At 48.3% G+C, this 25,370-nt stretch carries 27 protein-coding genes, 1 pseudogene and 2 other annotated features (1 of these 30 running past the window's edge); all 28 genes and pseudogenes read right to left on the bottom strand.

Annotated elements, in window-relative coordinates; translation table 11 throughout:
• Positions 1–8 precede the first annotated feature (8 nt).
• Positions 9–341, bottom strand: coding sequence for a 50S ribosomal protein L22 (rplV, locus tag P401_RS0115040; RefSeq protein WP_012369014.1), 333 nt, complete (start codon positions 339–341; stop codon positions 9–11).
• Between the two features lie 20 nt (positions 342–361).
• The gene (gene rpsS, locus P401_RS0115035) at positions 362–640 is read right to left on the bottom strand and encodes a 30S ribosomal protein S19 (RefSeq protein ID WP_012369013.1); all 279 of its coding nucleotides are present in this window, start codon (positions 638–640) and stop codon (positions 362–364) included.
• 63 nt (positions 641–703) lie between these two features.
• Positions 704–1,534 carry a 50S ribosomal protein L2 gene (gene rplB, locus P401_RS0115030; RefSeq protein ID WP_023466632.1) on the bottom strand — a complete coding sequence of 277 codons (831 nt, stop codon included), beginning with the start codon at positions 1,532–1,534 and terminating at the stop codon, positions 704–706.
• Between the two features lie 32 nt (positions 1,535–1,566).
• The gene (gene rplW, locus P401_RS0115025; protein ID WP_023466631.1) at positions 1,567–1,851 is read right to left on the bottom strand and encodes a 50S ribosomal protein L23; all 285 of its coding nucleotides are present in this window, start codon (positions 1,849–1,851) and stop codon (positions 1,567–1,569) included.
• The gene (gene rplD, locus P401_RS0115020) at positions 1,851–2,474 is read right to left on the bottom strand and encodes a 50S ribosomal protein L4 (RefSeq protein ID WP_023466630.1); all 624 of its coding nucleotides are present in this window, start codon (positions 2,472–2,474) and stop codon (positions 1,851–1,853) included. The genes rplW and rplD overlap by 1 nt, the downstream gene beginning before the upstream one ends.
• A 29-nt stretch (positions 2,475–2,503) precedes the next feature.
• Positions 2,504–3,130 carry a 50S ribosomal protein L3 gene (gene rplC, locus P401_RS0115015; protein WP_023466629.1) on the bottom strand — a complete coding sequence of 209 codons (627 nt, stop codon included), beginning with the start codon at positions 3,128–3,130 and terminating at the stop codon, positions 2,504–2,506.
• A gap of 68 nt (positions 3,131–3,198) precedes the next feature.
• A complete protein-coding gene (rpsJ, locus tag P401_RS0115010) occupies positions 3,199–3,507 on the bottom strand; it encodes a 30S ribosomal protein S10 (RefSeq protein WP_029343090.1) in 309 nt (102 codons plus the stop codon).
• A 316-nt stretch (positions 3,508–3,823) separates the two neighbouring features.
• Complete coding sequence (gene tuf / locus P401_RS0115000) at positions 3,824–5,011, bottom strand: elongation factor Tu (RefSeq protein ID WP_023466627.1); 1,188 nt, start codon at positions 5,009–5,011, stop codon at positions 3,824–3,826.
• 117 nt (positions 5,012–5,128) lie between these two features.
• Entirely contained in the window at positions 5,129–7,207 is a 2,079-nt protein-coding gene (gene fusA / locus P401_RS0114995; RefSeq protein WP_029343088.1) for an elongation factor G, read from the bottom strand.
• 124 nt (positions 7,208–7,331) lie between these two features.
• Positions 7,332–7,802, bottom strand: coding sequence for a 30S ribosomal protein S7 (gene rpsG / locus P401_RS0114990; RefSeq protein WP_023466623.1), 471 nt, complete (start codon positions 7,800–7,802; stop codon positions 7,332–7,334).
• A gap of 49 nt (positions 7,803–7,851) precedes the next feature.
• Positions 7,852–8,271: a 30S ribosomal protein S12 gene (gene rpsL, locus P401_RS0114985; RefSeq protein WP_023466621.1), complete on the bottom strand. Its 420-nt coding sequence runs from the start codon at positions 8,269–8,271 to the stop codon at positions 7,852–7,854.
• Between the two features lie 125 nt (positions 8,272–8,396).
• The gene (locus P401_RS0114980; RefSeq protein WP_029343087.1) at positions 8,397–8,624 is read right to left on the bottom strand and encodes a ribosomal L7Ae/L30e/S12e/Gadd45 family protein; all 228 of its coding nucleotides are present in this window, start codon (positions 8,622–8,624) and stop codon (positions 8,397–8,399) included.
• 80 nt (positions 8,625–8,704) lie between these two features.
• Positions 8,705–12,304: a DNA-directed RNA polymerase subunit beta' gene (gene rpoC / locus P401_RS0114975; RefSeq protein ID WP_029343086.1), complete on the bottom strand. Its 3,600-nt coding sequence runs from the start codon at positions 12,302–12,304 to the stop codon at positions 8,705–8,707.
• Between the two features lie 20 nt (positions 12,305–12,324).
• On the bottom strand, positions 12,325–15,882 hold the full coding sequence (gene rpoB, locus P401_RS0114970) for a DNA-directed RNA polymerase subunit beta (protein WP_029343085.1): 3,558 nt from the start codon (positions 15,880–15,882) through the stop codon (positions 12,325–12,327).
• A 231-nt stretch (positions 15,883–16,113) separates the two neighbouring features.
• A pseudogene (locus P401_RS17840) lies at positions 16,114–16,708 on the bottom strand (class I SAM-dependent methyltransferase).
• Between the two features lie 82 nt (positions 16,709–16,790).
• Positions 16,791–17,159, bottom strand: coding sequence for a 50S ribosomal protein L7/L12 (rplL, locus tag P401_RS0114960; protein ID WP_023466613.1), 369 nt, complete (start codon positions 17,157–17,159; stop codon positions 16,791–16,793).
• A 76-nt stretch (positions 17,160–17,235) separates the two neighbouring features.
• Positions 17,236–17,742: a 50S ribosomal protein L10 gene (gene rplJ / locus P401_RS0114955; protein WP_023466611.1), complete on the bottom strand. Its 507-nt coding sequence runs from the start codon at positions 17,740–17,742 to the stop codon at positions 17,236–17,238.
• A 50-nt stretch (positions 17,743–17,792) separates the two neighbouring features.
• Positions 17,793–17,944, bottom strand: a sequence feature (ribosomal protein L10 leader region).
• A gap of 55 nt (positions 17,945–17,999) precedes the next feature.
• Positions 18,000–18,686 carry a 50S ribosomal protein L1 gene (gene rplA / locus P401_RS0114950; protein ID WP_023466610.1) on the bottom strand — a complete coding sequence of 229 codons (687 nt, stop codon included), beginning with the start codon at positions 18,684–18,686 and terminating at the stop codon, positions 18,000–18,002.
• A gap of 117 nt (positions 18,687–18,803) precedes the next feature.
• Complete coding sequence (rplK, locus tag P401_RS0114945; RefSeq protein WP_023466609.1) at positions 18,804–19,229, bottom strand: 50S ribosomal protein L11; 426 nt, start codon at positions 19,227–19,229, stop codon at positions 18,804–18,806.
• A 149-nt stretch (positions 19,230–19,378) separates the two neighbouring features.
• The gene (gene nusG, locus P401_RS0114940; protein WP_023466607.1) at positions 19,379–19,930 is read right to left on the bottom strand and encodes a transcription termination/antitermination protein NusG; all 552 of its coding nucleotides are present in this window, start codon (positions 19,928–19,930) and stop codon (positions 19,379–19,381) included.
• Positions 19,931–19,949: 19 nt separating this feature from the next.
• Entirely contained in the window at positions 19,950–20,120 is a 171-nt protein-coding gene (gene secE, locus P401_RS0114935) for a preprotein translocase subunit SecE (protein ID WP_023466605.1), read from the bottom strand.
• A 44-nt stretch (positions 20,121–20,164) separates the two neighbouring features.
• Positions 20,165–20,311, bottom strand: coding sequence for a 50S ribosomal protein L33 (gene rpmG, locus P401_RS0114930; RefSeq protein WP_023466603.1), 147 nt, complete (start codon positions 20,309–20,311; stop codon positions 20,165–20,167).
• 154 nt (positions 20,312–20,465) lie between these two features.
• The gene (gene sigH, locus P401_RS0114925; RefSeq protein WP_029343084.1) at positions 20,466–21,107 is read right to left on the bottom strand and encodes an RNA polymerase sporulation sigma factor SigH; all 642 of its coding nucleotides are present in this window, start codon (positions 21,105–21,107) and stop codon (positions 20,466–20,468) included.
• 189 nt (positions 21,108–21,296) lie between these two features.
• Complete coding sequence (locus P401_RS0114920; RefSeq protein ID WP_029343083.1) at positions 21,297–21,827, bottom strand: NYN domain-containing protein; 531 nt, start codon at positions 21,825–21,827, stop codon at positions 21,297–21,299.
• Entirely contained in the window at positions 21,824–22,507 is a 684-nt protein-coding gene (gene rlmB, locus P401_RS0114915; RefSeq protein WP_412767687.1) for a 23S rRNA (guanosine(2251)-2'-O)-methyltransferase RlmB, read from the bottom strand. Before rlmB ends, P401_RS0114920 begins: the two co-directional genes overlap by 4 nt.
• Before the next feature lie 166 nt (positions 22,508–22,673).
• Complete coding sequence (locus P401_RS0114910; protein WP_023466600.1) at positions 22,674–23,078, bottom strand: Mini-ribonuclease 3; 405 nt, start codon at positions 23,076–23,078, stop codon at positions 22,674–22,676.
• Positions 23,075–24,472, bottom strand: coding sequence for a cysteine--tRNA ligase (gene cysS / locus P401_RS0114905; RefSeq protein ID WP_029343081.1), 1,398 nt, complete (start codon positions 24,470–24,472; stop codon positions 23,075–23,077). The genes P401_RS0114910 and cysS overlap by 4 nt, the downstream gene beginning before the upstream one ends.
• A complete protein-coding gene (gene epsC / locus P401_RS0114900) occupies positions 24,426–25,145 on the bottom strand; it encodes a serine O-acetyltransferase EpsC (protein ID WP_255343794.1) in 720 nt (239 codons plus the stop codon). The genes cysS and epsC overlap by 47 nt, the downstream gene beginning before the upstream one ends.
• A 9-nt stretch (positions 25,146–25,154) precedes the next feature.
• Positions 25,155–25,370, bottom strand: a binding site (T-box leader); it runs 3 nt beyond the window's last position.

Here is a 25,370-nt window from a genome sequence, read left to right as displayed (position 1 = left end):
ATCCCTCCTTATTTTTCAGATACCACGATGTGAACGTGGCTCGTACGTTTGTTGATGCGGCTTGCGCGACCCATTGCACGTGGGCGGAAACGTTTGAGCGTTGGACCTTCGTTTACGTAAGCCTCAGTGACTACGAGGTTTTCGATGTTCATGTCGAAGTTGTGCTCAGCGTTCGCGATTGCCGATTTCAATACTTTCTCAACGATTGGCGTTGCTGCCTTGTTCGTGTAAGCAAGAATCGAAAGTGCTTCGCCGATTTGCTTCCCGCGGATTAAGTCTACTACGAGACGTGCCTTACGAGGAGCAATGCGAACCATATTAGCCGATGCTTTTGATTGCATAATGAGTACCTCCCCTCAGATTAACGTTTCGTTTTCTTATCGTTTCCAGCATGTCCTTTGTAAGAACGTGTTGGAGCGAATTCACCAAGTTTGTGACCGACCATATCTTCTGTCACGTAAACCGGTACGTGTTTACGACCATCGTAGACAGCGATCGTGTGACCGATGAACTCTGGGAAGATTGTCGAGCGGCGTGACCAAGTTTTGATGACATGTTTGTCACCAGCTTCGTTGGCTTTATCAACCTTAGCGAGCAGATGGTGATCTGCGAATGGACCTTTTTTCAAGCTGCGACCCATAGTTGTACCTCCCTTTGGCATGATTCAGGAACGGTTCCTACGAACCGTCCAGAAATCATGTAATTATTTTTTAGAACGACGGACGATATATTTATCGCTCGCTTTGTTTTTCTTACGAGTTTTGTATCCGAGTGCCGGTTTACCCCAAGGAGTAAGTGGGCCCGAACGACCGATTGGAGCACGTCCTTCACCACCACCGTGTGGGTGATCGACTGGGTTCATGACAGAACCACGAACTGTAGGACGTTTTCCGAGCCAGCGTGAACGACCAGCTTTACCGATATTGACGAGCTCGTGCTCTTCATTACCGACAGCGCCGACTGTTGCACGGCAAGTAGCAAGGATCATACGAGTTTCGCCTGATTGAAGACGAACGATCGCGTATTTACCATCTTTACCGAGAAGCTGAGCAGAAGTACCAGCTGCGCGAACGAGCTGACCACCTTTACCTGGCTTAAGTTCGATGTTGTGGATCAACGTACCGACTGGGATGTTTGAAAGTGGAAGAGCATTACCGACTTTAATGTCAGCTTCTGGTCCAGCCATGACTTGCATGTCTACTTTCAAGCCTTTCGGTGCGAGGATGTAGCGTTTTTCACCATCGATGTAGTGGATCAATGCGATGTTAGCAGAGCGGTTTGGATCGTACTCAATTGTAGCGACACGACCAGCGATGCCATCCTTGTTCCGTTTGAAGTCGATGATACGATATTTACGTTTGTGTCCGCCACCTTGGTGACGTACTGTCAAGCGACCTTGGTTGTTACGTCCGCCCTTTTTCGAAAGCTTTTCAGTTAACGATTTTTCAGGACGTGAAGCCGTAATCTCAGCAAAGTCAAGTGCAGTCATATTACGACGACCGTTAGTGGTCGGTTTAAACTTTTTAATTCCCATCGAGAGTTCCCTCCTTTTCTACAGAGTTCCGATTAACCGAGGTAATCGAGTTCTTTGCTATCTGCAGTAAGCGTGACGACCGCTTTTTTGCGGCGTGCTGTGTAACCAGCGTGACGACCTACGCGTTTTGCTTTTGGTTTTGAGATCAATGTGTTGACTTTGTCAACTTTCACTCCGAAGATCGCTTCGACTGCATCTTTGATTTGAGTCTTAGATGCCTTCACGTCTACTTCGAATGTGTACTTTTTCTCAGCCATTTGGTTTACTGAACGTTCAGTAATGACAGGACGTTTGATAATGTCGTGTGTGTGTGCCATTATGCAAGCACCTCCTCTACTCTCGCAACAGCGTCCTTCGTAATGATGACTTTGTCATGAGCGACAAGATCAAGGACGTTTACACCCGCAGCGTCAACGACTGTGACACCTGGGATGTTGCGTGTTGAAAGAACGACTGACTCGTTGTAATCAGCAGTAACGACGAGAACTTTACGTTCGATTGAAAGAGCAGCGAATACTGCGATCATGTCCTTAGTTTTAGGAGCATCGATTGTCAATCCTTCAAGAACGATGAACTCGTTGTTAGCGACTTTCGAAGAAAGTGCTGAACGAAGTGCGAGACGACGAACCTTTTTAGGAAGTTTGTAAGCGTACGAACGTGGTGTTGGACCGAAGACTGTTCCACCGCCAACCCATTGTGGCGAACGGATCGAACCTTGGCGTGCACGACCAGTACCTTTTTGTTTCCATGGTTTACGGCCGCCACCGCGAACTTCCGAGCGACCTTTTGTATCATGTGTACCTTGGCGACGTGAAGCTTGTTGCATGACGATTGCATCGTATACGACTGCTTCATTTGGCTCGATTCCGAAAACGGCATCTGCGAGCTCGATGTCTCCAACTTGTGTACCTGTTTGGTTAAGCAAAGCTACTTTAGGCATTCGTTATTCCTCCTTTCCTTGCAAACGGATTAGTTGCCTTTAACCGCAGTTTTGATGACAACTTGGCTCTTACGTGCGCCTGGGATAGCACCCTTGACGAGGAGTAAGCCGCGTTCTGCATCAACTTTTACGATTTCAAGGTTTTGAACAGTGATTTGCTCTCCACCCATGCGTCCAGGGAGCAATTTCCCTTTGAATACACGGTTAGGAGCAACAGGACCCATTGAACCTGGGCGACGGTGGTAACGCGAACCGTGAGCCATTGGACCACGTGATTGGTTGTGACGCTTGATTGCACCAGCGAAACCTTTACCTTTCGACGTACCTGTTACATCAACCATTTCGCCTGCAGCGAAAGTATCTGCTTTAATCTCTTGACCGATTTCGAAATCTGCTACTGATGTACGGATTTCTTTAATGAAGCGCTTAGGTGTCGCGTTTGCTTTCGCAGCGTGACCTTTTTGCGGTTTGTTTTGACGACCTTCTTTGATATCACCAAAGCCGAGTTGAACTGCTTCGTAACCGTCAACTTCCGTTGTTTTCAATTGAAGAACAACGTTACCTTCGACTGAAACGACAGTAACAGGGACAACTTCGCCTGACTCGTTGAAGATTTGTGTCATACCGAGTTTAGTTCCTAAGATTCCTTTAGCCATGAGATACACCTCCTAATATTGAATGATTTTGATCTTCTGGCTAGTATCAACTATCTATAGAAGAAAAATTAAAGTTTGATTTCGATGTCAACGCCCGATGGAAGTTCGAGACGCATAAGCGCATCAACAGTTTTCGGTGTTGGGTTAACGATGTCGATCAAACGTTTGTGTGTACGCATTTCGAACTGCTCACGAGCATCTTTGTACTTGTGAACGGCACGAAGTACTGTGTAGACCGCTTTCTCCGTTGGGAGTGGGATCGGACCAGATACAGTAGCACCTGAACGTTTTGCTGTGTCGACAATCTTCTCAGCCGATTGATCAAGCACGCGGTGATCGTATGCTTTCAAACGGATCCGAATTTTTTCATTTGCCATGTTATTTCCCTCCTTTTCGCCTATTTTGTAAATAGACATTCTCCGCGGAAATTTCCACACTAGCCATGGCAATGCCGCCTGGTGTGTCATAACCTCCCGCTTCATCGCGTTGTGTTTGTGACCAACATATTCTATCATACTGAATCACCAGCAAGAATGCAAGCACTAATAAAATAGAATATGTATTCAAGTCTCTCACCACTCGCACAAACACTTTCCTCAGTATATAAGATGTCAGACCATGTTGCAAGACTGTTTTCAAAGAAATGAAAAAAGGTCTTCCGCCACGGGAGACGGAAGACCTTTGTCTTAAAAATTACTCAACGATTTCTGTAACTGATCCAGCGCCTACTGTACGGCCACCTTCACGGATTGAGAAACGAGTTTCTTTTTCAAGAGCGATTGGTGCGATGAGTTCAACAGTCATTTCGATGTTGTCCCCAGGCATAACCATTTCAGTACCTTCTGGAAGTTGAACCATACCAGTTACGTCAGTTGTACGGAAGTAGAACTGCGGGCGGTAGTTCGCGAAGAATGGCGTGTGACGGCCACCCTCTTCTTTAGAAAGAACGTAAACTTGCGCTTTGAACTTTTTGTGTGGTGTGATTGTGTTTGGTTTCGCGAGAACTTGTCCACGCTCGATGTCGTCACGTGATACACCACGGAGAAGAGCACCGATGTTGTCGCCAGCTTCAGCATAGTCAAGAAGCTTACGGAACATCTCTACACCAGTACATACTGATTTTTTAGTTTCTTCGTGAAGACCAACGATTTCGATCTCGTCGTTGACTTTAAGAACTCCACGCTCAACGCGGCCAGTAGCAACTGTACCACGACCAGTGATTGAGAAGACATCCTCAACTGGCATCATGAAGTCTTTTTCAGTGTCACGAGTTGGTTCTGGGATGTACTCATCGACAGCTGCCATGAGTTCCATGATTTTTTCTTCCCATTTAGCTTCGCCGTTAAGCGCGCCAAGAGCAGAACCTTGGATAACTGGGAGGTCATCACCTGGGAAGTCGTACTCAGAAAGAAGCTCACGGATTTCCATTTCGACGAGCTCAAGAAGCTCTTCGTCGTCAACCATGTCAACTTTGTTCATGAATACTACGATGAAAGGAACACCTACTTGACGTGAAAGCAAGATGTGCTCACGTGTTTGTGGCATTGGACCATCTGTTGCAGAAACAACGAGGATCGCGCCGTCCATTTGTGCAGCACCAGTGATCATGTTTTTAACATAGTCAGCGTGACCTGGGCAGTCAACGTGTGCATAGTGGCGTTTTTCTGTTTCGTACTCGATGTGAGCTGTTGCGATTGTGATACCGCGCTCGCGCTCTTCTGGAGCACCATCGATTTGGTCAAACTTAGTTGCAGCTTTACCTTGTGCTTTTGCAAGTACAGCTGAGATAGCTGCTGTTAAAGTTGTTTTACCGTGGTCGACGTGGCCGATTGTACCAACGTTAACGTGCGGTTTAGAACGGTCGAATTTTTCCTTACCCATTCTGAATTCCTCCTCTATGTGTCTAATAATTTTTTATAACTAGGAAGGTGAGTCGTAAGATAACGTACACCTTCCTTAGCTTACACTAATCATAAAAGCGTGACAACCTGTGAAGGATTAGCCGTTCGCTTTTTTGATGATTTCTTCCGCAACTGATTTCGGTACTTCTTCGTAGTGATCGAAGTGCATCGAGTACGTTCCGCGACCTTGTGTGCGTGAACGAAGACCAGTAGCGTATCCAAACATTTCAGAAAGTGGAATCATTGAACGGACAACTTGAGCGTTACCGCGTGCTTCCATACCTTCTACGCGACCACGGCGTGATGTAACATCACCCATGATGTCTCCCATGTATTCGTCTGGGATAACGATTTCAACTTTCATCATTGGCTCAAGGATAACAGCGCCGCTCTTATCTTTAAGTTGTTTGACTGCCATTGAAGCCGCAACTTTAAATGCCATCTCGTTTGAGTCGACATCGTGGTACGATCCGAAGACGAGTGAAGCTTTTACGTCAACGACTGGGTAACCAGCAAGGATACCGTTTTGAAGTGCTTCTTCGATTCCGTGCTCAACCGCTGGGATGTATTCACGTGGAACAACACCACCGACGATTTTGTTGTTGAACTCGAAGCCAGCGCCTTCTTCGTTCGGCTCGAATTCTACGACGACGTGACCATACTGACCACGACCACCAGATTGACGAGCGAACTTCGAATCGATCTTCGCCGCTTGGCGGATCGTTTCACGGTAAGCTACTTGTGGAGCACCAACGTTTGCTTCGACTTTGAACTCGCGACGCATACGGTCAACGATGATGTCGAGGTGAAGCTCACCCATACCTGAGATGATCGTTTGACCAGTCTCTGGGTTTGTTTCAGTGCGGAACGTTGGATCCTCTTCAGCAAGCTTAGCGAGGGCTTGACCCATTTTATCTTGGTCAGCTTTCGTTTTTGGTTCGATAGCGACCGAGATAACTGGTTCTGGGAATGTCATTGACTCGAGAACGACGTTGTCTTTCTCTGCACAAAGCGTATCTCCAGTAGTCGTATCTTTCAAACCTACAGCTGCAGCGATGTCACCCGCGTATACCATCGGGATCTCTTCACGGCTGTTTGCGTGCATTTGAAGGATACGTCCAAGACGCTCACGTTTGCCTTTTGTTGAGTTTTTAACGTACGATCCTGCCGAAGCTGTACCAGAGTACACACGGAAGAATGTAAGTTTACCGACGTAAGGGTCAGTCATGACTTTGAACGCGAGTGCAGAGAATGGTGCTTCGTCCGAAGACTCACGCACGATTTCTTCATCCGTATCCATGTCGATACCTGAGATCGCTTTTACGTCGATTGGTGATGGGAGGTAATCGAGAACTGCGTCAAGCATAAGCTGAACACCTTTGTTCTTGAATGCCGAACCTACGAGTACAGGATAGAAGTCAACTGTCAGAGTTGCTTTACGGATAGCCGCTTTCAACTCGTCGATTGTGATTTCTTCACCCTCGAGGTATTTCATCATCAATTCTTCTTCATAATCCGCAACTGCTTCGATCAATGATCCACGGAGTTCTTCAGCTTGATCAGCGAGATCAGCTGGGAAACCGTCAGTCACTTCGATGTCAGTTCCGAGATCGTTACCGTACATATATGTTTTCTGTTCGACGAGGTCGATGATTCCTTTGAATTCATCTTCCGCACCGATTGGAAGTTGGATCGCGTGTGCGTTCGCTTGAAGGCGTTCGCGAAGCGTTCCGACCGAGTACAAGAAGTCTGCACCGATTTTATCCATTTTGTTAACGAAAACGATACGTGGTACGCCGTAAGTTGTAGCTTGGCGCCATACTGTCTCAGTTTGTGGCTCAACACCAGACTGAGCGTCAAGTACTGCTACCGCACCATCAAGTACGCGAAGTGAACGTTCAACCTCAACTGTGAAGTCTACGTGTCCAGGTGTATCGATGATGTTTACGCGGTTACCTTTCCATTGAGCAGTTGTTGCTGCCGATGTAATCGTGATCCCACGCTCTTGCTCTTGCTCCATCCAGTCCATTTGTGAAGCACCTTCGTGCGTTTCACCAATCTTGTGGATACGACCCGTGTAATACAGAATACGCTCAGTCGTTGTTGTTTTACCAGCATCGATGTGAGCCATGATCCCGATGTTACGAGTGTTCTTAAGGGAGAATTCTCTTGCCATCTTTAAACATTCTCCTTTCGCATTTTAGTTTAGTGGTCGTGTGTTGCCACACGTCATGACTATACCCGAAAGCCACCTCATAATTCCATTAAAAATGGCATGCATGAGGTGGTGATTTTCGGAATTACCAGCGGTAGTGAGCAAACGCTTTGTTCGCTTCCGCCATTTTGTGCATATCTTCGCGCTTCTTAACAGAAGCACCAGTGTTGTTTGCAGCGTCCATGATTTCGTTAGCAAGGCGCGCATCCATAGTTTTTTCGTTACGGAGACGTGAGTAGTTCACGAGGTAACGAAGTGCGAGTGTCGTACGACGCTCTGGGCGAACTTCGACAGGAACTTGATAGTTAGCTCCACCTACACGGCGTGCTTTAACTTCAAGAACTGGCATGATGTTGTTCATCGCTTCTTCAAAGACTTCCATTGCATCGCGACCTGAACGTTCAGCGATAGTTTCGAAAGCTTTGTATAAGATTTGTTGAGCAGTACCTTTTTTACCATCTAACATAAGACGGTTGATAAGGCGGGTAACGAGTTTAGAGTTGTAGATCGGATCAGCCATTACATCACGACGTTCTGCTTGACCTTTACGTGGCATTCCGAGTCCCTCCTTTCATATAGTGAGGTGATATCTTAAGATATCTAGATTATTTTTTAACTTTAGGACGTTTCGTACCGTATTTCGAACGACCTTGCATACGGCCGTCAACACCAGCTGTATCAAGCGCACCACGAACGATGTGGTAACGTACCCCTGGTAAGTCTTTTACGCGGCCGCCGCGGATAAGAACAACACTGTGCTCTTGAAGGTTGTGGCCGATACCTGGGATGTAAGCTGTTACTTCCATTGTGTTCGTCAAACGTACACGTGCGTATTTACGAAGAGCCGAGTTCGGTTTCTTCGGAGTCATTGTACCTACACGAGTACAAACACCACGTTTTTGTGGTGAGCTGATGTCAGTACGAGCTTTAATGAAGCTGTTGTACCCTTTGTTCAGCGCTGGCGAATCTGATTTCACAACTTTTGATTGACGTCCTTTACGGACTAATTGGTTGATAGTAGGCATCTTTGAGATCCTCCCTTCCTGAATTCATGACAAATTTCAAAACCACCGAGCCGGGTGGTTCATCGAAAGTCATAATGAAACGTTTTGCGTGGCTCAGGCATTCCATCGCCACACAAAACGCATTATCAAACTTTCTTAATTGCAACAGCGGTTGCTGCGACATCGATTCCACAAGCTTTTCCAAGCTCTTGCTTAGAAGGAACATTCACGACTGGAACGTTAGCTTGTTTTACGTGTTCATCTGCGTCATCCGCAATGATCACTTCCGACGCCTTGCCAGATCGCAACGCTTTGAGCGTTTGCTTTTGACCGACAAACTTCAAATCTGCGCCGACTACTTTTTTGTAAGACATGAAGATATCCTCCAAAATAACACAGCCGGTTGGCAACACTATATCATAGTAGCACCGCCATACCGGCGTGTCAAGGCGTTTTATTCTACCGGAGAATCGGCTTCTACAGGTGCTTCGCCAGCTACTTCGAGATCGATCTGACGGTAACGTGCCATCCCAGTACCAGCTGGAACCAACTTACCGATGATGACGTTCTCTTTCAAGCCGCGAAGGTAGTCGCTCTTCCCTTTAATCGCTGCATCCGTAAGGACACGAGTCGTTTCTTGGAACGACGCAGCCGATAGGAATGAATCTGTTTCAAGTGACGCTTTCGTGATACCGAGAAGAACTGGTTTCGCCGAAGCGAGAGCTTTCCCGTTACGGAGCGCTTCTTTACAAGCTTCCTTGAACGTGCTGATATCGACGAGCGAACCTGGTAAGAGTGAAGTCTCACCAGACTCGATGACACGTACGCGACGGATCATTTGGCGAACCATGACCTCGACGTGTTTGTCACCGATCTCAACCCCTTGCATCCGGTATACTTTTTGAACTTCTTGGAGCAAGTAGTTCTGAACGCCGGATACACCTTTAACGTTCAAGAGTTCTTTCGGATCGATCGAACCTTCCGTGAAGACTTGACCGGCTTTGACCTCGTCCCCGAGCTGAACACGTAGACGCGAACCGAATGGGATCGTGTATGTGCGTGTTTCGCTGAGTCCTTGGACCGTCAATTCACGTTTGTCACGCGATTCCGTGAAGTCGATGACTTGACCATCGATTTCCGAAATGACCGCTTGACCTTTCGGGTTACGCGCTTCGAACAACTCTTGGATACGCGGAAGACCTTGTGTGATATCATCCCCGGCAACCCCACCTGTGTGGAAGGTACGCATTGTAAGCTGCGTTCCTGGCTCACCGATTGATTGTGCCGCAATGATACCGACAGCTTCGCCGACTTCGACGTCGTTGCCTGTTGCCAAGTTACGTCCGTAACATTTCTTACAGACACCATGGCTTGTGTTACATGTGAAGGCAGTACGGATCTCAACGTTATCGACACCAGCATCAGTGATGACACGAGCGATGTCTTCATCGATGAGTTCGTTCGTTGAAACGAGGACTTCTCCTGTTTCTGGGTGAACGACGTTTTCGAATGCAGTACGTCCGACGAGGCGGTCGTAGAGGCTTTCGATCTCTTCCGTTCCTTCACGGAGTGCTGTGACGCGGATACCACGATCCGTTCCACAATCATCTTCACGGATGATGACGTCTTGAGCAACGTCAACGAGACGACGAGTCAGGTAACCTGAGTCAGCCGTTTTCAAGGCTGTATCGGCAAGACCTTTACGTGCACCGTGTGTCGAGATGAAGTATTCCTGTACCGTTAGACCCTCACGGAACGATGATTTGATCGGGAGCTCGATGATCCATCCACTTGGAGCGGCCATGAGTCCACGCATACCAGCGAGCTGCGTGAAGTTCGACGCGTTACCACGGGCACCGGAGTCACTCATCATGAAGATCGGGTTAAGACGGTTGAGGGATTTCATCAGACGAGACTGAATTTCATCCTTCGCATCATTCCACGATTTAACGACACGCTCATAGCGCTCGTCTTCTGTGATGAGACCACGACGGTACGATTTCATGACGCGGTCGACATTGTCCTGCGCTTCAACAAGAATCTCTTGTTTGTCCGGAAGAACGATGATGTCCGCGATCCCTACCGTGATACCGGCACGAGTCGAGTGTTTGAATCCGAGGTTTTTCATGCGGTCGAGCATGCGGCTTGTTTCTGTCGTCTCAAACCGTTTGAAGACTTCCGCGATGACATTTCCAAGGAATCCTTTTTTGAACGGGTCGATGATCGGACGGTTCTTCAGTTCTGCCGCGACATCTGTTCCTTTTTCAAGGAAGTACTTGTCTGGCGTCGCTTCTTGAAGGTTCGTCATCGTTGGTTCGTTCAAGTAAGGGAACGTCGTTGGGAGGATCTCGTTGAAGATCAACTTACCGACTGTTGTAATCAATAATTTCTCGTTTTGCTCTTCCGTGAATGTCGGGTTCTTGAGAACGCCGGCTGGAATCGCAACACGTGTATGGAAGTGCGCATAACCGTTTTGGTAAGCGATGAGCGCTTCGTTCACTGTCGAGAAGATTTTACCTTCGCCGATCGCGTTTTCGCGCTCGAGCGTGAGGTAGTAGTTACCGAGGACCATATCCTGCGATGGTGTAACAACAGGTTTACCGTCTTTCGGGTTCAAGATGTTTTGTGCAGCGAGCATGAGAAGACGCGCTTCTGCTTGTGCTTCTGCCGAAAGTGGTACGTGAACCGCCATTTGGTCACCATCGAAATCGGCGTTGTAAGCCGTACATACGAGTGGGTGAAGGCGAATCGCGCGTCCTTCGACGAGCGTTGGTTCGAACGCCTGGATACCGAGACGGTGAAGTGTCGGTGCACGGTTCAAGAGAACCGGATGCTCACGGATGACTTCTTCGAGGACATCCCAGATTTCAGGTTGAACGCGCTCGATTTTCCGTTTCGCACTCTTGATGTTCGGTGCGATGCCACGAGAGACGAGTTCTTTCATGACGAACGGTTTGAAGAGCTCAAGGGCCATTTCTTTTGGAAGACCACATTGATACATCTTCAGGTTTGGACCAACGACGATAACCGAACGACCAGAGTAGTCGACACGTTTACCGAGCAAGTTTTGACGGAAACGTCCTTGTTTCCCTTTCAACATATGTGAAAGTGATTTAAGTGGACGGTTACCTGGTCCAGTGACTGGACGACCGCGACGACCGTTATCGATCAAAGCATCGACTGCTTCTTGAAGCATCCGTTTTTCATTCTGAACGATGATGTTCGGAGCGCCAAGGTCAAGAAGACGCTTGAGACGGTTGTTACGGTTGATGACGCGGCGGTACAAGTCGTTCAAGTCAGACGTTGCGAAACGTCCGCCATCGAGTTGAACCATCGGACGAAGTTCCGGTGGGATGACTGGAAGTACTTCAAGCACCATCCATTCTGGATTGTTGCCTGAGTTACGGAACGCATCGAGAACTTCAAGGCGTTTGATCGCACGAGTACGACGTTGTCCTTGAATCATACGAAGCTCTTCACGTAATGCAGCGACTTCTTTATCGAGTTCTACGTCACGGAGCAATTTACGAACTGCTTCCGCACCCATTTCAGCAGTGAACGAACGACCGAACTTCTCACGATAGGCACGGTATTCTTTCTCTGAAAGGAGTTGTTTCTTCTCAAGTGTCGATTCGCCTGGATCTGTGACGACGTACGACGCGAAGTAGATGATCTCTTCTAACGCACGCGGTGACATGTCGAGGACGAGTCCCATACGGCTAGGAATTCCTTTGAAGTACCAGATGTGCGAAACCGGTGCTGCGAGCTCGATGTGACCCATGCGCTCACGACGGACTTTCGACTTCGTGACTTCAACGCCACAGCGGTCACAAATGATTCCTTTATAGCGGATCCGTTTGTATTTACCACAGTAACATTCCCAGTCTTTCGTTGGACCAAAGATACGTTCACAGAACAAACCGTCTTTCTCCGGTTTGAGTGTACGATAGTTGATCGTCTCCGGCTTTTTCACTTCCCCGAAAGACCATGAACGGATCTTTTCGGGGGAAGCGAGGCCGATTTGCATATATTCAAATCTATTAACATCTACCAAGGGGTGGACCTCCCTTTCGCTTATTCCTCTTCAGTAACAACTGGTGCGACAGGCGCTTGAACTTCTTCGAGTGCTGGAGTCGCGTTCGGGATATTGTCCTCGTCTTCGTCGCGCATTTCGATCTCTTCATCATCAGCAGACATCATCTTGACGTCCATACCGAGGGATTGAAGCTCTTTAATGAGGACTCGGAACGATTCCGGTACGCCCGGTTGTGGTACATTCTCACCTTTGACGATTGCTTCGTACGCTTTAACACGACCGATCGTGTCATCCGACTTGATTGTAAGGATCTCTTGGAGCGTGTAGGCTGCGCCGTATGCTTCAAGTGCCCATACTTCCATCTCACCGAAACGCTGACCACCGAACTGTGCTTTACCACCGAGCGGTTGTTGTGTAACGAGTGAGTATGGTCCTGTCGAACGTGCGTGAAGTTTATCATCGACCATGTGAGCAAGTTTAATCATATACATGACACCGACAGAGATGCGGTTATCGAACGCTTCACCCGAACGACCATCATAAAGGACAGTCTTCGCGTCGCGATCCATACCTGCTTCTTCAATCGTTGCCCAAACATCTTCCTCACGCGCACCATCAAATACTGGTGATGCGACTTTGATGCCGAGTTGACGTGCTGCCATCCCGAGGTGAAGCTCGAGCAACTGCCCGATGTTCATCCGTGATGGAACCCCAAGTGGGTTCAACATGATGTCAATTGGCGTACCGTCTGGCATGTACGGCATGTCTTCTTCTGGAAGGATACGCGAGATAACACCTTTGTTACCGTGACGACCCGCCATTTTGTCACCCTCGTGAATCTTACGCTTCTGAACGATATAAGCACGGATCAACTGGTTGACACCAGGTGAGAGCTCGTCCCCGTTATCGCGGTCGAAGATTTTGACGTCGAGGATGATTCCATCACCACCGTGTGGTACACGGAGAGATGTATCACGGACTTCACGTGCTTTTTCACCGAAGATCGCATGAAGAAGACGCTCTTCCGCTGTCAATTCCGTTACACCCTTCGGCGTAACTTTACCGACGAGGATATCGCCGTCCTTGACTTCCGCACCGACGCGGATGATTCCGCGATCGTCGAGGTTTTTCAAGGCATCATCACCGACGTTCGGAATATCACGTGTGATTTCTTCCGGTCCGAGTTTCGTATCACGCGACTCACATTCGTATTCTTCAATGTGGATCGATGTGTAGACGTCGTCTTTGACAAGACGCTCACTCATGATGACAGCATCCTCATAGTTGTAACCATCCCATGTCATGAAACCGACGAGTACGTTACGACCAAGCGCAAGTTCCCCACCGTCCATCGATGGACCATCTGCAAGGATCTCGCCTTTATCGACTGGGTCGCCTGCTTTGATGATTGGTTTTTGGTTATAACACGTTCCTTGGTTGGAACGGATGAATTTTTGGATCTTGTAACGGTCGAGCTCACCTTCAACGATGTTGCCATCGACTTCCGTCGTACGACGGACAAGGATTTCACGCGCCGTGACACGCTCAGCGATCCCTGCGTGCTTCGCAACAACAGCGGCTCCTGAGTCTTTCGCAGACACGTACTCCATACCTGTACCAACAATCGGAGATTCCGGGTTCAGAAGTGGGACGGCCTGACGTTGCATGTTCGCTCCCATGAGGGCACGGTTCGAGTCATCGTTCTCAAGGAACGGGATACAAGCCGTTGCGGCAGATACAACCTGCTTCGGTGAAACGTCCATGTAATCGACACGTGCTGGTTCGACAGACAAGTTTTGTCCACGGAAACGTGAAAGAACGTGTGAATCTTGGAACGTCTTCTCTTCCGTCAACAACATGTTTGCCTGAGCGACGACGTAGAGATCCTCTTCGTCAGCAGTCATGTAGTGGATTTCATCCGTGACAACGCCCGTTTCCGGATCGACACGACGATATGGCGCTTCGATGAAGCCGTACTCATTGACCTTCGCGTACGAAGACAACGAGTTGATCAAACCAATGTTTGGTCCCTCTGGCGTTTCGATCGGACACATACGGGAATAGTGCGAGTAGTGTACGTCACGAACTTCGAAACCAGCGCGCTCACGTGTCAAACCACCAGGTCCGAGTGCTGAAAGACGACGTTTGTGCGTCAATTCCGCAAGCGGGTTCGTTTGGTCCATGAACTGAGACAACTGCGAGCTACCGAAGAACTCTTTAATCGATGCGATGACTGGACGAATGTTGATCAATGCCTGTGGCGTGATCGCATTCTGATCCTGAATCGACATCCGTTCCTTAACGACACGTTCCATCCGTGAGAGACCGAACCGGAATTGGTTCTGGAGCAGCTCACCAACTGAACGGAGACGACGGTTACCGAGGTGATCGATATCGTCTGTCGTACCGACTTCATGCAACAAGTTGAAGAAGTAGTTGATAGAAGCAATCATGTCAGCAGGCGTGATGTGCTTGATGTCACGATCGATGTTACCGTTACCGATGATATTGATGATGCGTTCACCTTCAGCATCGTCCGGTGCGAACACCTTGATTGACTGTAAGTTGAAAGCCTCACCTTGCGTCACGCCGCCTGTAGGCGTCGCTTCGATGTAACCAACGGATCCTTCGAGGAATGGAAGGACTTTATCGAGCATACGACGATCAAGGACCGTTCCTGCTTCCGCGATGACTTCACCTGTCTCAGGATCAACAAGCGTTTCCGCAAGTTTTTGACCGAAGAGACGGTTCTTAAGATGAAGCTTTTTATTGATTTTATAACGACCAACGTTTGCCAAATCATAACGTTTCGGGTCAAAGAAGCGCGACACGAGTAACGCTTTTGCGTTTTCGACTGTCGGCGGCTCTCCCGGACGTAGACGCTCATAAATCTCGATGAGGGCTTTTTCCGTTGATTCCGTATTATCTTTTTCAAGTGAATTCCGGAGGTACTCATCATCACCGAGAAGATCGATGATTTCCTGATCCGTACCGAAACCAAGAGCACGTAAAAGAACCGTTACTGGAATCTTACGCGTGCGATCAATGCGAACATAAACGATGTCTTTCGCGTCTGTCTCGAGCTCGAGCCATGCACCACGGTTTGGGATGACTGTCGCGGAGAATCCACGCTTACCGTTCTTATCTAACTTATTGTTGTAATAAACACTTGGCGAACGAACAAGCTGCGAAACGATTACGCGCTCCGCTCCATTGATGATGAATGTTCCCGACTCCGTCATAAGCGGGAAGTCACCCATGAAGACTTCTTGTTCTTTCAATTCACCCGTCTCTTTATTTTGAAGACGGACTTTAACGCGTAGTGGTGCCGAATAGGTCACGTCGCGCTCTTTCGATTCATCGATCGAATACTTCGGCTCTCCGAGCGAGTAGTCGATGAATTCTAATACGAGATTCCCTGTGAAATCGGAAATCGGCGAAATGTCATGAAACATCTCACGAAGACCTTCCCGCAGGAACCACTCATACGAATTCGTTTGAATCTCGATTAAGTTTGGAAGTTCCAATACTTCGCTGATACGTGCATAGCTTCTTCTCTGACGGTGACGACCGTACTGAACAAGTTGACCAGTCAACTGATTCACCTCTCAGACCCACTTCTTCTTATAGAGAAGGACGGGTGTAATATCGAACATTGAAGCCATTTTTTGATTGATAAGCGCAAAAAAGCGACGTCTTGTCTACTCAATCATCTGTAGTCGAGAACGCCAGCTGCTTTCAAACATCTTATCCAAAAATCACTCCAATGGCATTTTATAATACTATCATAGACACAACATGCGGTCAACGACAAATCCTTCGATTTGTCAAGACCGAATTGATTTAAATATCGAGTACCCTTTATCGCGGGTAACTGTCTCACACATACCGAATACGTCTTCCATCAACTTCTTCGCAGATGGTCCACCTTGTTTCTTTTGAATGACAACCCAAAGCTCGCCGCCAACGACGAGGTGGTCATACGCTTCCCGGAGGATACGATGAACGACCGTTTTCCCCGCCCGAATCGGTGGATTCGTCACGATCGCTGCGAATGTCGATTCGCCTACCCCATCATACCCATCACTCACACCGGTCGTCACGGAAACACCGTTCGCGCGCATTGTCTGCCGCTAGTTCGAGCGCCCGTTCATTGACATCGATCAAGTGTGCCGGACGACCAGTCGACTTCGAAAGCGCAATACCCATCGGTCCGTATCCGCAACCGACATCCAAGATGTCTCCCGCTACAGCCGGTTCCGTGAATGCCTCGATCAACAGACGGGAACCAAAATCGATTCCGTTCTTCGAAAAGACACCATGATCCGATGTAAAGCGGAGCGTCTGACCACGCAGAACATATTCCCACGTCTTCGGATCTCGTTTCGATGAAGGGTCATTCGTATAATAATGATCCGCCATGCTTCCTTCCCCTCTCATGTAAAAGATGAAAACAAAAGAAGCTCGCAATGCGAGCTTCTCTTGTTTCTACGGAAGAAGAAAATTACTTAACTTCTACAGTAGCGCCAGCTTCTTCAAGCTTAGCTTTCATTGCTTCAGCGTCTTCTTTCGAAACGCCTTCTTTAACTGGTGCTGGAGTTCCGTCTACGAGAGCTTTCGCTTCTTTAAGACCGAGACCAGTCAATTCGCGAACTGCTTTGATGACGTTGATTTTACCAGATCCAGCGTTAGTAAGGATAACGTCGAATTCAGTTTGCTCTTCAGCTGCTGCGCCTGCGCCAGCACCTGCAACTGCTACTGGAGCTGCTGCTGATACGCCGAATTCTTCTTCGATTGTTTTTACGAGTTCGTTAAGTTCAAGAACAGTCATGCCCTTGAGGTCTTCGATAAATTGCTCTTTGTTGAAAGCCATTATGGTTTTCCTCCTTTGATTTAGCCCACGTTGGGGTGTGAAAATTGTGTTGGTTGCCTATCCCGCTAAGCAGAAATTAAGCAGATTGTTCTTCTTTTTGCTCTGCGATTGCGTTCGTTGCCACCGCGAGTCCACGGATTGGCGCTTGAAGCACGCTGAGGAGCATCGAAAGGAGACCTTCGCGTGATGGAAGTTCCGCAAGGGCTTTGACATCTTCTACTGAAGTGACTTTGCCTTCGATGATACCACCTTTAAGTTCGAGAGCCTTGTGCGTTTTAGCGAAGTCGTTCAAGATCTTAGCTGGCGCGATAACGTCTTCATTGCTGAAGGCGATCGCACTAGGACCTGTGAAGACTTCATCAAGACCTTCGAGGTTGCTTTGAACTGCCGCGCGGCGGAGGAGACCGTTTTTGTAAACTTTGAATTCAACGCCCGCTTCGCGGAGTTGTTTACGAAGTTCAGTGACTTCTTCTACTGTGAGACCACGGTAGTCGACGACAACTGTTCCTGCGCTCGCTTGGAGTTTCTCAGCGATCTCAGATACGAGATCCGCTTTGACAGCGATAACTTTTTCGTTTGCCATTTCTGTTGCACCTCCTGGTAGATGAAATGTACCGGTGCGAGGGGCTGCTCGATTTCAAATAAAAAGCCTCCGTCTGCAGAGCAGAGGAGGCGTAATCGTCAAAAAGGATACCTGAACAAACAGGCTCTCTGAGCAAGAACACCTCGGAAGGATTTATGCCCATGTGAGCACCTTCTGTCTACGGTATGTCGAAATATATCAACGTTTTATACTGTAACAGCGTTCTTAGAACGTTGTCAAGTTCGTTTTAGACGAAATTATTTCGCGAAGTCAGCTGAAGATACTTTTACACCAGGACCCATTGTAGAAGCGATCGCGATGTTCTTAAGGTATACACCTTTAGCAGTAGCAGGCTTAACTTTTACGAGAGTTTCGATAACTGTGTTGATGTTCTCAACGAGTTTCTCGTTATCGAATGATTTTTTACCGACAGGAACGTGGATGTTACCTGATTTGTCGACACGGTACTCAACTTTACCAGCTTTGATATCGTTGATTGCTTTTGTGACGTCAAATGTAACTGTACCTGTTTTCGGGTTTGGCATGAGGCCTTTTGGTCCGAGAACGCGACCAAGTTTACCAACTTCACCCATCATGTCTGGTGTCGCGACGATAACGTCGAAGTCGAACCATCCTTGTTGGATTTTGTTGATGTACTCAGCATCACCAGCGTAATCTGCTCCAGCAGCTTCCGCTTCTTTTAATTTCTCACCTTTCGCGAAGACGAGAACTTTTTGTGTTTTACCAGTACCGTGTGGCAATACGACTGCTCCACGGATTTGTTGGTCTGCTTTCTTCGGATCTACTCCGAGACGAACAGCCAATTCGATAGTCTCATCGAATTTCGCAGTTGCAGATTTTTTAGTCAAATCTACAGCTTCTGCGAGTTCGTATGAAACCGTACGATCGATAAGCTTAGCAGCTTCTTTGTACTTCTTACCCATTTTAGGTTCCTCCTTTGTGGTTGTGCGGAAAATCCTCCCACATAATGAAAGGGTAGCAGGCTTCAAGAAACTATCCGCCTGCGACCCTCATCGTTGTTCATGGTAATCAAAAAGACATTAGTCTTCGATTACGATACCCATAGAACGTGCAGTACCTTCAACCATCAACATTGCTGTTTCAACAGATGATGCGTTAAGGTCTGGCATTTTTGTTTCAGCGATTTCACGAACTTTGTCACGTTTGACAGTCGCTACTTTCTTACGGTTCGGTTCACCTGAACCACTCTCAATTCCAGCTGCTTTCTTCAAGAGAACTGCTGCTGGAGGAGTTTTAGTGATGAATGTGAATGAACGATCTTCAAAAACCGTGATGACTACAGGGATAATCAAGCCGGCTTGGTCTTGTGTACGAGCGTTGAACTCTTTACAGAAGCCCATGATGTTCACACCTGCTTGACCGAGTGCCGGTCCAACTGGTGGAGCTGGGTTTGCTTTGCCCGCAGGAATTTGAAGTTTTACGAGTTTCATAACCTTCTTCGCCACGAGACACACCTCCTTAATTCTTTAATGTGGTTTAATTGGACGTTGCGCGTCCTCCCACTCATTCTATTCGACGAGTTATTTATCGAAATAAGCACAACATCAAACACGAAAAATTGTATCATTAAAACAAAACATTCGCAATAGGAAACTTAATCGATTTTATCGACCTGTGCGAAATCAAGCTCGACCTTCGTTTCGCGACCGAACATATCAACAGAGACTTTCATTTTCTCAGCATCTGTATCAAGCTCCTCGATCGTACCTTCGAGATTCTCGAAAGCTCCTTCTTTGATTCGGACGATTTGTCCGAGTGAGAAGTCATAACGGCTCTTCAGATCGACGAGACCCATTGATCCAAGGATGTTTTCTGCTTCTTCCGGAAGGAGTGGTGTCGGTTTTGAACCGCCGCCGACTGATCCGAGGAAGCCCGTGACGTTCGGAGTATTCCGGACGACATACCAAGAATCATCCGTCATGACCATCTCAACGAGGACATACCCCGGGAAGATCTTGACTTCACGTTCCTTGATTTTCGTTTCTCCCTTTTTGTTCGTTACTTCTTCTTGTACCGTTTCAATCGGAACGAGTACACGGAAGATTTTTTCGTCCATGTTCATGGATTCAATCCGACGTTCAAGGTTCGCCTTGACGTTGTTTTCAAATCCGGAATACGTTTGGACGACAAACCATTGTTTCTCCATGGTAGGCCACCTCTTCTTTTTACTTAATCAACCAGCTCATCAATGCGCTAAGCCCTGAATCGACGCCGAAGATGAAGACACCCATGAAGATCACCATACCGATGACCGTCAATGTGTATTTCGTCAGCTCTTTCCGTTTTGGCCAGCTCGTCTTTTTCAATTCATTCCATACGTCACGCAAAAATTTCATCGTACTTTCCCTCCAGGATGTAATAAATCGGGACAGATGAAGCCTTATTTCGCTTCTTTATGAATCGTATGCGCGTTACAACGACGGCAGAATTTCTTCAATTCCAAGCGGACAGTGACGTCCTCTTTTTTCATCGTCGTATAGTCGCGGGCACCGCAATTATCACAAGCAAGGCCTACTTTCTTCGCCATCTCAAAGTCCTCCTTCTTTGCCACTCTTCTCTTCTGTTAAGGTACTTTCCTTCCGAAAAAGAGCGTAAAAAAAACGCCTATGAGCGGCGTCTCGCTAGTAAGGCGCTAGTTATACAGTAGCATAGGAAGGGATTACGGTCAATCTACCTCTCTGTTAGACCGTCATCTTTCGTGCTTCGAGATATCGCTCAAGTTTGCGCTTGACACGTTGCAAGGCATTGTCGATCGATTTCACATGACGATCGAGGTCGTCAGAGATTTCCTGATACGTCCGTCCGTCGAGATAGAGCGCGAGGACCTTCCGTTCGAGGTCGCTCAGAATCTCATCCATCTTCGATTCGATGTCTGCGTATTCTTCCCGGTTGATGATCAAGATTTGTGGATCAGAAGGTGCTGTCGACGTGATGATATCAAGTAACGTCCGCTCCGATTCATCGTCATAGATCGGTTTATCGAGCGAGATGTACGAGTTCAACGGGATATGTTTCTGACGTGTCGCCGTCTTGATCGCAGTGATCATCTGTCGCGTGATGCATAATTCGGCAAATCCTTTAAACGAGGCGAGCTTATCCGTTCGGTAATCCCGTACCGCCTTATAGAGACCAATCATTCCTTCTTGGATGATGTCTTCTCGGTCTGCCCCGATCAAAAAGTAAGAACGGGCTTTGGCACGTACGAAATTTCGATACCGCTCGATCAAAAATTCGAGCGCATCGCTGTTATCGAACTCTTTCGCTTGTTCTACAAGCGCTTCATCGGTCATGCACTCAAACTGGTCGAACGAAACCAAACTCATCCTGTATCCCTCCAAGCATCATTGACGAATAGTTCAATTGTTTTTAATTATACAATAATTACCTGTGGCACGACAATGAAAATTGGCATGACCTCTTTTGTTGTATCCAAAATGTATCTTTTATACAAAAAAATCCACCGTTCTTTCGAATGAAGGAGAACGGTGGATTGCTCATGCGAATGGTTCATATCATGTATCTGAATTCTTTCGGCGACGAATCGCTTCGAGGCGCGCGATGACGTCTTCCGGTAAATCAATCTTCGAACGCGGTTGAGCCGTCGTCTTCGCAGACGTCGTCTGTTGCTTGATGACGGCAACTGCTGCTTTCCACTCACGCCGGAGTTCCTGCGCCGATATACGGAGTGCTCCAAGCGTGAAGATGACCCATTGCTCCGTGTAGTCGTTCGTCGCTACCGTCAGCTTGACCCGGATATCCTGCAGCCAGTCAGCCGCTGTTTTCTCGATCCATTCGTCCGCCGTCTCGTTTTCTCGTGTGTAGACGATATCGATTCCGCTTTTTAGCATCCGAGACTCACGTCCTGGTTGCAGATAGGCATCAAAGACGATCGTAACGCTGATCCCTGTGACGGCTTGGTACTCCGCCATCGCATGAATCAACCGTTCCCTTGCTAATTCAAAGTCTTGCTCCCGCAACGTCCGAAATTCTGGCCATGCGCCAATGATATTGTAGCCATCTACGATGAGGCGATCATATTTCATCGCGCATACGGCTTTCTAGTCCGATAGACTTCATATAATAATAGCGAAGCCGCAACCGATGCGTTGAGCGATGTGACATGTCCTGCCATCGGGAGGTGGACGAGGAAGTCACATTTCTCACGGACGAGCCGGCTCATTCCTTTTCCTTCACTTCCAATGACGATTCCGAGCGGCATCGTACCATCGAGTGTCCGGTAGTCGTCACTTTCACGTGCATCCGTTCCGACGAACCAGATGCCTTGTTTCTTTAGATCCTCCATCGTCCGAGCGAGGTTCGTCACGCGAACGACCGGGATATGTTCGATTGCGCCTGTTGATGCCTTCGCGACGACTTGCGTCAATCCGACTGAGCGACGCTTCGGAATGATGATCCCGTGAGCTCCAACAGCGTCTGCCGTCCGCAAGATCGATCCGAGATTATGGGGATCCTCGAGTTCATCAAGCATGATCAAGAGTGGTGTTTCATCCTTTTGACGGGCAAGCTCGAAGATATCTTCCATCTCAGCATACTCATACGCTGCAACCGCGGCGACGACACCTTGGTGATTTTCCGTTCCAGCTAAACCGGTTAACCGTGAACGCGGGACGAGCTGGATTTGAATTCCTGCTTCCTGCGCCATCGCATGGATGACGGCAAGCGGTCCTTTTTGTTGTCCTTCCTGCAAGAACAGCTTGTTCATCTCTCGTCCACTCCGCAATGCCTCTAGGACCGGATTACGACCTGACAAGAAATCTTGTCCTTCTTCGAGTGGTTCGATCGCGACGGGCTGTTCCTTGACCGGAGCGGCTTTTCGTTTCTCTTGTGCTGGACGTTGTGCCTTCGTTTTCGGCTTCATACCGGTAGCCTTAGGATTCGTCTGTTTTTTCGGCTTCGAGTAGTTCGAACGCTTGTCCGATGAGTTCTTCAAGGCGATCCCCTCCTTCTGAAAGATAAATATAACCGAGCAATGCTTCAAATGCTGTCGCGTAGCGATACGTATGGACGTCCGTGCTCTTCGGGACAGAACCGGATTTTGCGTTCTTCCCGCGCCGGACGACCGCTGCCTCTTCTTCCGTCAACGCATCCGTGTTCAACCAGTGCGTCACGACCGTCGCTTGTGCTTGTGCCCGAACGTACCGGACAGCTGCTTTGTGCAACTCGCCCGGCTTCACATAACCTTGTTCGAGCAATCGCTCCCGCACACGAATCTCATAGACGACATCGCCCATGTACGCTAACGCGAGTGCATTCAGTTGTTTGTAGTTCTTCATCCGCGCTTCCACCGCATCCCTTGCGCTGTGTCTTCCAGCAGGATACCTTGATCACGTAGCTGATCGCGGATTGCGTCCGCTCGTGCGAAGTCACGATTTTGACGGGCTGTGTTCCGCTCTTCGATCAACTGTTCGACTTCTTCATCGAGTAAGCCTTTGTCGACTGTCAACGTCACACCAAGGACGCCTGATAATTCCGAGAAGAGTGCGAGGAACTGTTCGAGCACCTGTTTCGACACATGTGCTTCTCCGAGGTATAGATTGGCTTCTTTCGAGAGATCAAATAAATCCGTCACAGCGTTCGCTGTATTAAAATCATCATCCATCGATGTGATGAAGTGTTCCTTGATCGCCGCTAGACGATTCAACCACTTCTCGTCACCTGTTCCGAGATCAGCCGTCATTTCAAGACGATGTTCGATGTTTGCGACCGATTCCCGAATTCGTGCGAGACCATTCGCTGCTTGGTCGATCAGTTCACGACTGTAGTTGATCGGGTGACGATACTGAACCGATAACATGAAGAATCGTAATACCATCGGATCGACCGCTTGGATTGCTTCATGAACCGTCAAGAAGTTACCGAGCGACTTCGACATCTTCTCGTTTTCGATGTTTAAGAACCCGTTATGCATCCAGTAGTTTGCGAACTTCTGTGAGTTGCATGCTTCTGACTGGGCGATCTCATTCTCATGGTGCGGGAACTTCAAGTCTTGTCCACCAGCATGGATATCAATCGTCTCCCCGAGGTATTTCTTCGCCATCGCCGAGCACTCGATGTGCCAGCCTGGTCGTCCTTCGCCCCATGGACTCGTCCATGCCGGCTCCCCTGGTTTTGCTGCTTTCCAGAGCACGAAATCAAGCGGATCTTCTTTTTTCTCTCCGACTTCGATTCGTGCGCCTGCGCGCAATTCATCGATCGACTGTTGGCTCAATTGACCATAATCCTTGAAACTACGCGTCCGGAAGTAGACATCTCCGCTTGATGCGTAGGCATTGCCTTTTTCGACGAGGACTTCGATGAAGGCGATGATATCGTCCATCGTTTCCGTGACGAGTGGATGGATGTCCGCTTTTTGGACATTCAAGGCACCCGTATCCGCGTGGTACGCCTCGATGAAACGTTTCGTCAACGCATGATAGTCTTCTCCGAGTTCGTTCGCTGTCCGGATGATCTTATCATCGACGTCCGTGAAGTTCGAGACATATTTGACTTCGTATCCGCGGTATGTGAAGTAGCGACGAACCGTATCGAAGACGATTGCTGGACGTGCGTTCCCGATATGAATGTAGTTGTAAACAGTCGGGCCACAGACATACATCTTGACCTTTCCTTCTTCTAATGGTTTAAATGGTTCCTTTTTTCCGGTCATGCTGTTGTACAGTTGAATCATGACGTCGCCCTCCTTTAATCCGTTCAATTTCTTGTTTTAATACTTCTAGTTCCATTTCAATTCGCTCTTGGCATTCGCTGACCGGATCCGGGAAACGATGATCAAGCGGTGCTTCGACCTTCATGCCATCTTGAATGACGACACGTCCCGGAATGCCGACGACGGTCGCATTTGGCGGAACGTGTTTTAAGACGACGGAACTGGCACCGATTTTTGAGTATGCCCCGATCGTGATATCACCAAGGACACGGGCACCGGCAGAGACAAGTACGCCGTCTTCAATCGTCGGATGACGCTTTCCTGTTTCTTTCCCCGTTCCGCCGAGCGTCACGCCTTGAAATAACGTGACGTCATCACCAATGATCGTCGTCTCACCAATGACGACACCCATCCCGTGGTCAATAAAGAATCGGCGTCCAATCGTCGCTCCTGGGTGAATCTCGATGCCTGTCAAAAAGCGACTGAACTGCGAAATTAATCGACCGAGTAAGCGAAACTTTGCGTTCCAGAGTCGATGGGCCAGGCGATGCATCCAAATCGCATGTAAGCCCGGGTATGTCAAAATGACTTCTAACGTGCTGCGGGCAGCTGGATCTTGCTCAAACACATTGCGGATATCTTCTCGTATCCGTGTCATATACGTTCTCCTCTCCATAAGAAAAAGCGCCTCTATGCATTGCTGCACAGAGACGCTAACGAAGCGCGGTCCCACTCTGTTTGGACGATTGACTCGTCCCTCTCGACGTCCGTTAACGCCGGAGATACGTCTGCGCCTACTCTCAGGGATTTCGGGCAGCACTCAGAGGGGCATTTCATGATTCGCTTCTTCAAGCCCTCGCACCATTCGAGCTTGTCTCTGGAGAAGAAGACGCATCGTTACTTTCCTCGTCTACGCTTT

Source organism: Exiguobacterium acetylicum DSM 20416 (assembly GCF_000702605.1).
Lineage (GTDB): Bacteria > Bacillota > Bacilli > Exiguobacteriales > Exiguobacteriaceae > Exiguobacterium_A > Exiguobacterium_A acetylicum.
The sequence above is the reverse complement of the archived record's forward strand: the minus strand, read 5'-3'. Positions and strand labels throughout refer to the sequence as shown.

Coding starts and splice junctions, on each gene's coding strand:
- rpsL (WP_023466621.1), bottom strand. CDS start 8,271: ATGCCTACTATCAACCAATTAGTCCGTAAAGGACGTCAATCAAAAGTT.
- cysS (WP_029343081.1), bottom strand. CDS start 24,472: ATGATTCAACTGTACAACAGCATGACCGGAAAAAAGGAACCATTTAAA.
- rplC (WP_023466629.1), bottom strand. CDS start 3,130: ATGGCTAAAGGAATCTTAGGAACTAAACTCGGTATGACACAAATCTTC.
- rpsS (WP_012369013.1), bottom strand. CDS start 640: ATGGGTCGCAGCTTGAAAAAAGGTCCATTCGCAGATCACCATCTGCTC.
- P401_RS0114920 (WP_029343083.1), bottom strand. CDS start 21,827: ATGAAATATGATCGCCTCATCGTAGATGGCTACAATATCATTGGCGCA.
- fusA (WP_029343088.1), bottom strand. CDS start 7,207: ATGGCAAGAGAATTCTCCCTTAAGAACACTCGTAACATCGGGATCATG.
- rplV (WP_012369014.1), bottom strand. CDS start 341: ATGCAATCAAAAGCATCGGCTAATATGGTTCGCATTGCTCCTCGTAAG.
- rplD (WP_023466630.1), bottom strand. CDS start 2,474: ATGCCTAAAGTAGCTTTGCTTAACCAAACAGGTACACAAGTTGGAGAC.
- rpsG (WP_023466623.1), bottom strand. CDS start 7,802: ATGCCACGTAAAGGTCAAGCAGAACGTCGTGATGTAATGGCTGATCCG.
- secE (WP_023466605.1), bottom strand. CDS start 20,120: ATGAAATTTTTGCGTGACGTATGGAATGAATTGAAAAAGACGAGCTGG.
- sigH (WP_029343084.1), bottom strand. CDS start 21,107: ATGAGTTTGGTTTCGTTCGACCAGTTTGAGTGCATGACCGATGAAGCG.
- rpmG (WP_023466603.1), bottom strand. CDS start 20,311: ATGGCGAAGAAAGTAGGCCTTGCTTGTGATAATTGCGGTGCCCGCGAC.
- tuf (WP_023466627.1), bottom strand. CDS start 5,011: ATGGGTAAGGAAAAATTCGACCGTTCTAAACCGCACGTTAACGTTGGT.
- rplJ (WP_023466611.1), bottom strand. CDS start 17,742: ATGGCAAACGAAAAAGTTATCGCTGTCAAAGCGGATCTCGTATCTGAG.
- P401_RS0114910 (WP_023466600.1), bottom strand. CDS start 23,078: ATGAAGAACTACAAACAACTGAATGCACTCGCGTTAGCGTACATGGGC.
- rplW (WP_023466631.1), bottom strand. CDS start 1,851: ATGGCACACACACACGACATTATCAAACGTCCTGTCATTACTGAACGT.
- rplB (WP_023466632.1), bottom strand. CDS start 1,534: ATGGGAATTAAAAAGTTTAAACCGACCACTAACGGTCGTCGTAATATG.
- rlmB (WP_412767687.1), bottom strand. CDS start 22,507: ATGAACAAGCTGTTCTTGCAGGAAGGACAACAAAAAGGACCGCTTGCC.
- P401_RS0114980 (WP_029343087.1), bottom strand. CDS start 8,624: ATGTCTTACAAAAAAGTAGTCGGCGCAGATTTGAAGTTTGTCGGTCAA.
- rplL (WP_023466613.1), bottom strand. CDS start 17,159: ATGGCTTTCAACAAAGAGCAATTTATCGAAGACCTCAAGGGCATGACT.
- rpsJ (WP_029343090.1), bottom strand. CDS start 3,507: ATGGCAAATGAAAAAATTCGGATCCGTTTGAAAGCATACGATCACCGC.
- rplA (WP_023466610.1), bottom strand. CDS start 18,686: ATGGGTAAGAAGTACAAAGAAGCTGCTAAGCTTATCGATCGTACGGTT.
- nusG (WP_023466607.1), bottom strand. CDS start 19,930: ATGGAGAAACAATGGTTTGTCGTCCAAACGTATTCCGGATTTGAAAAC.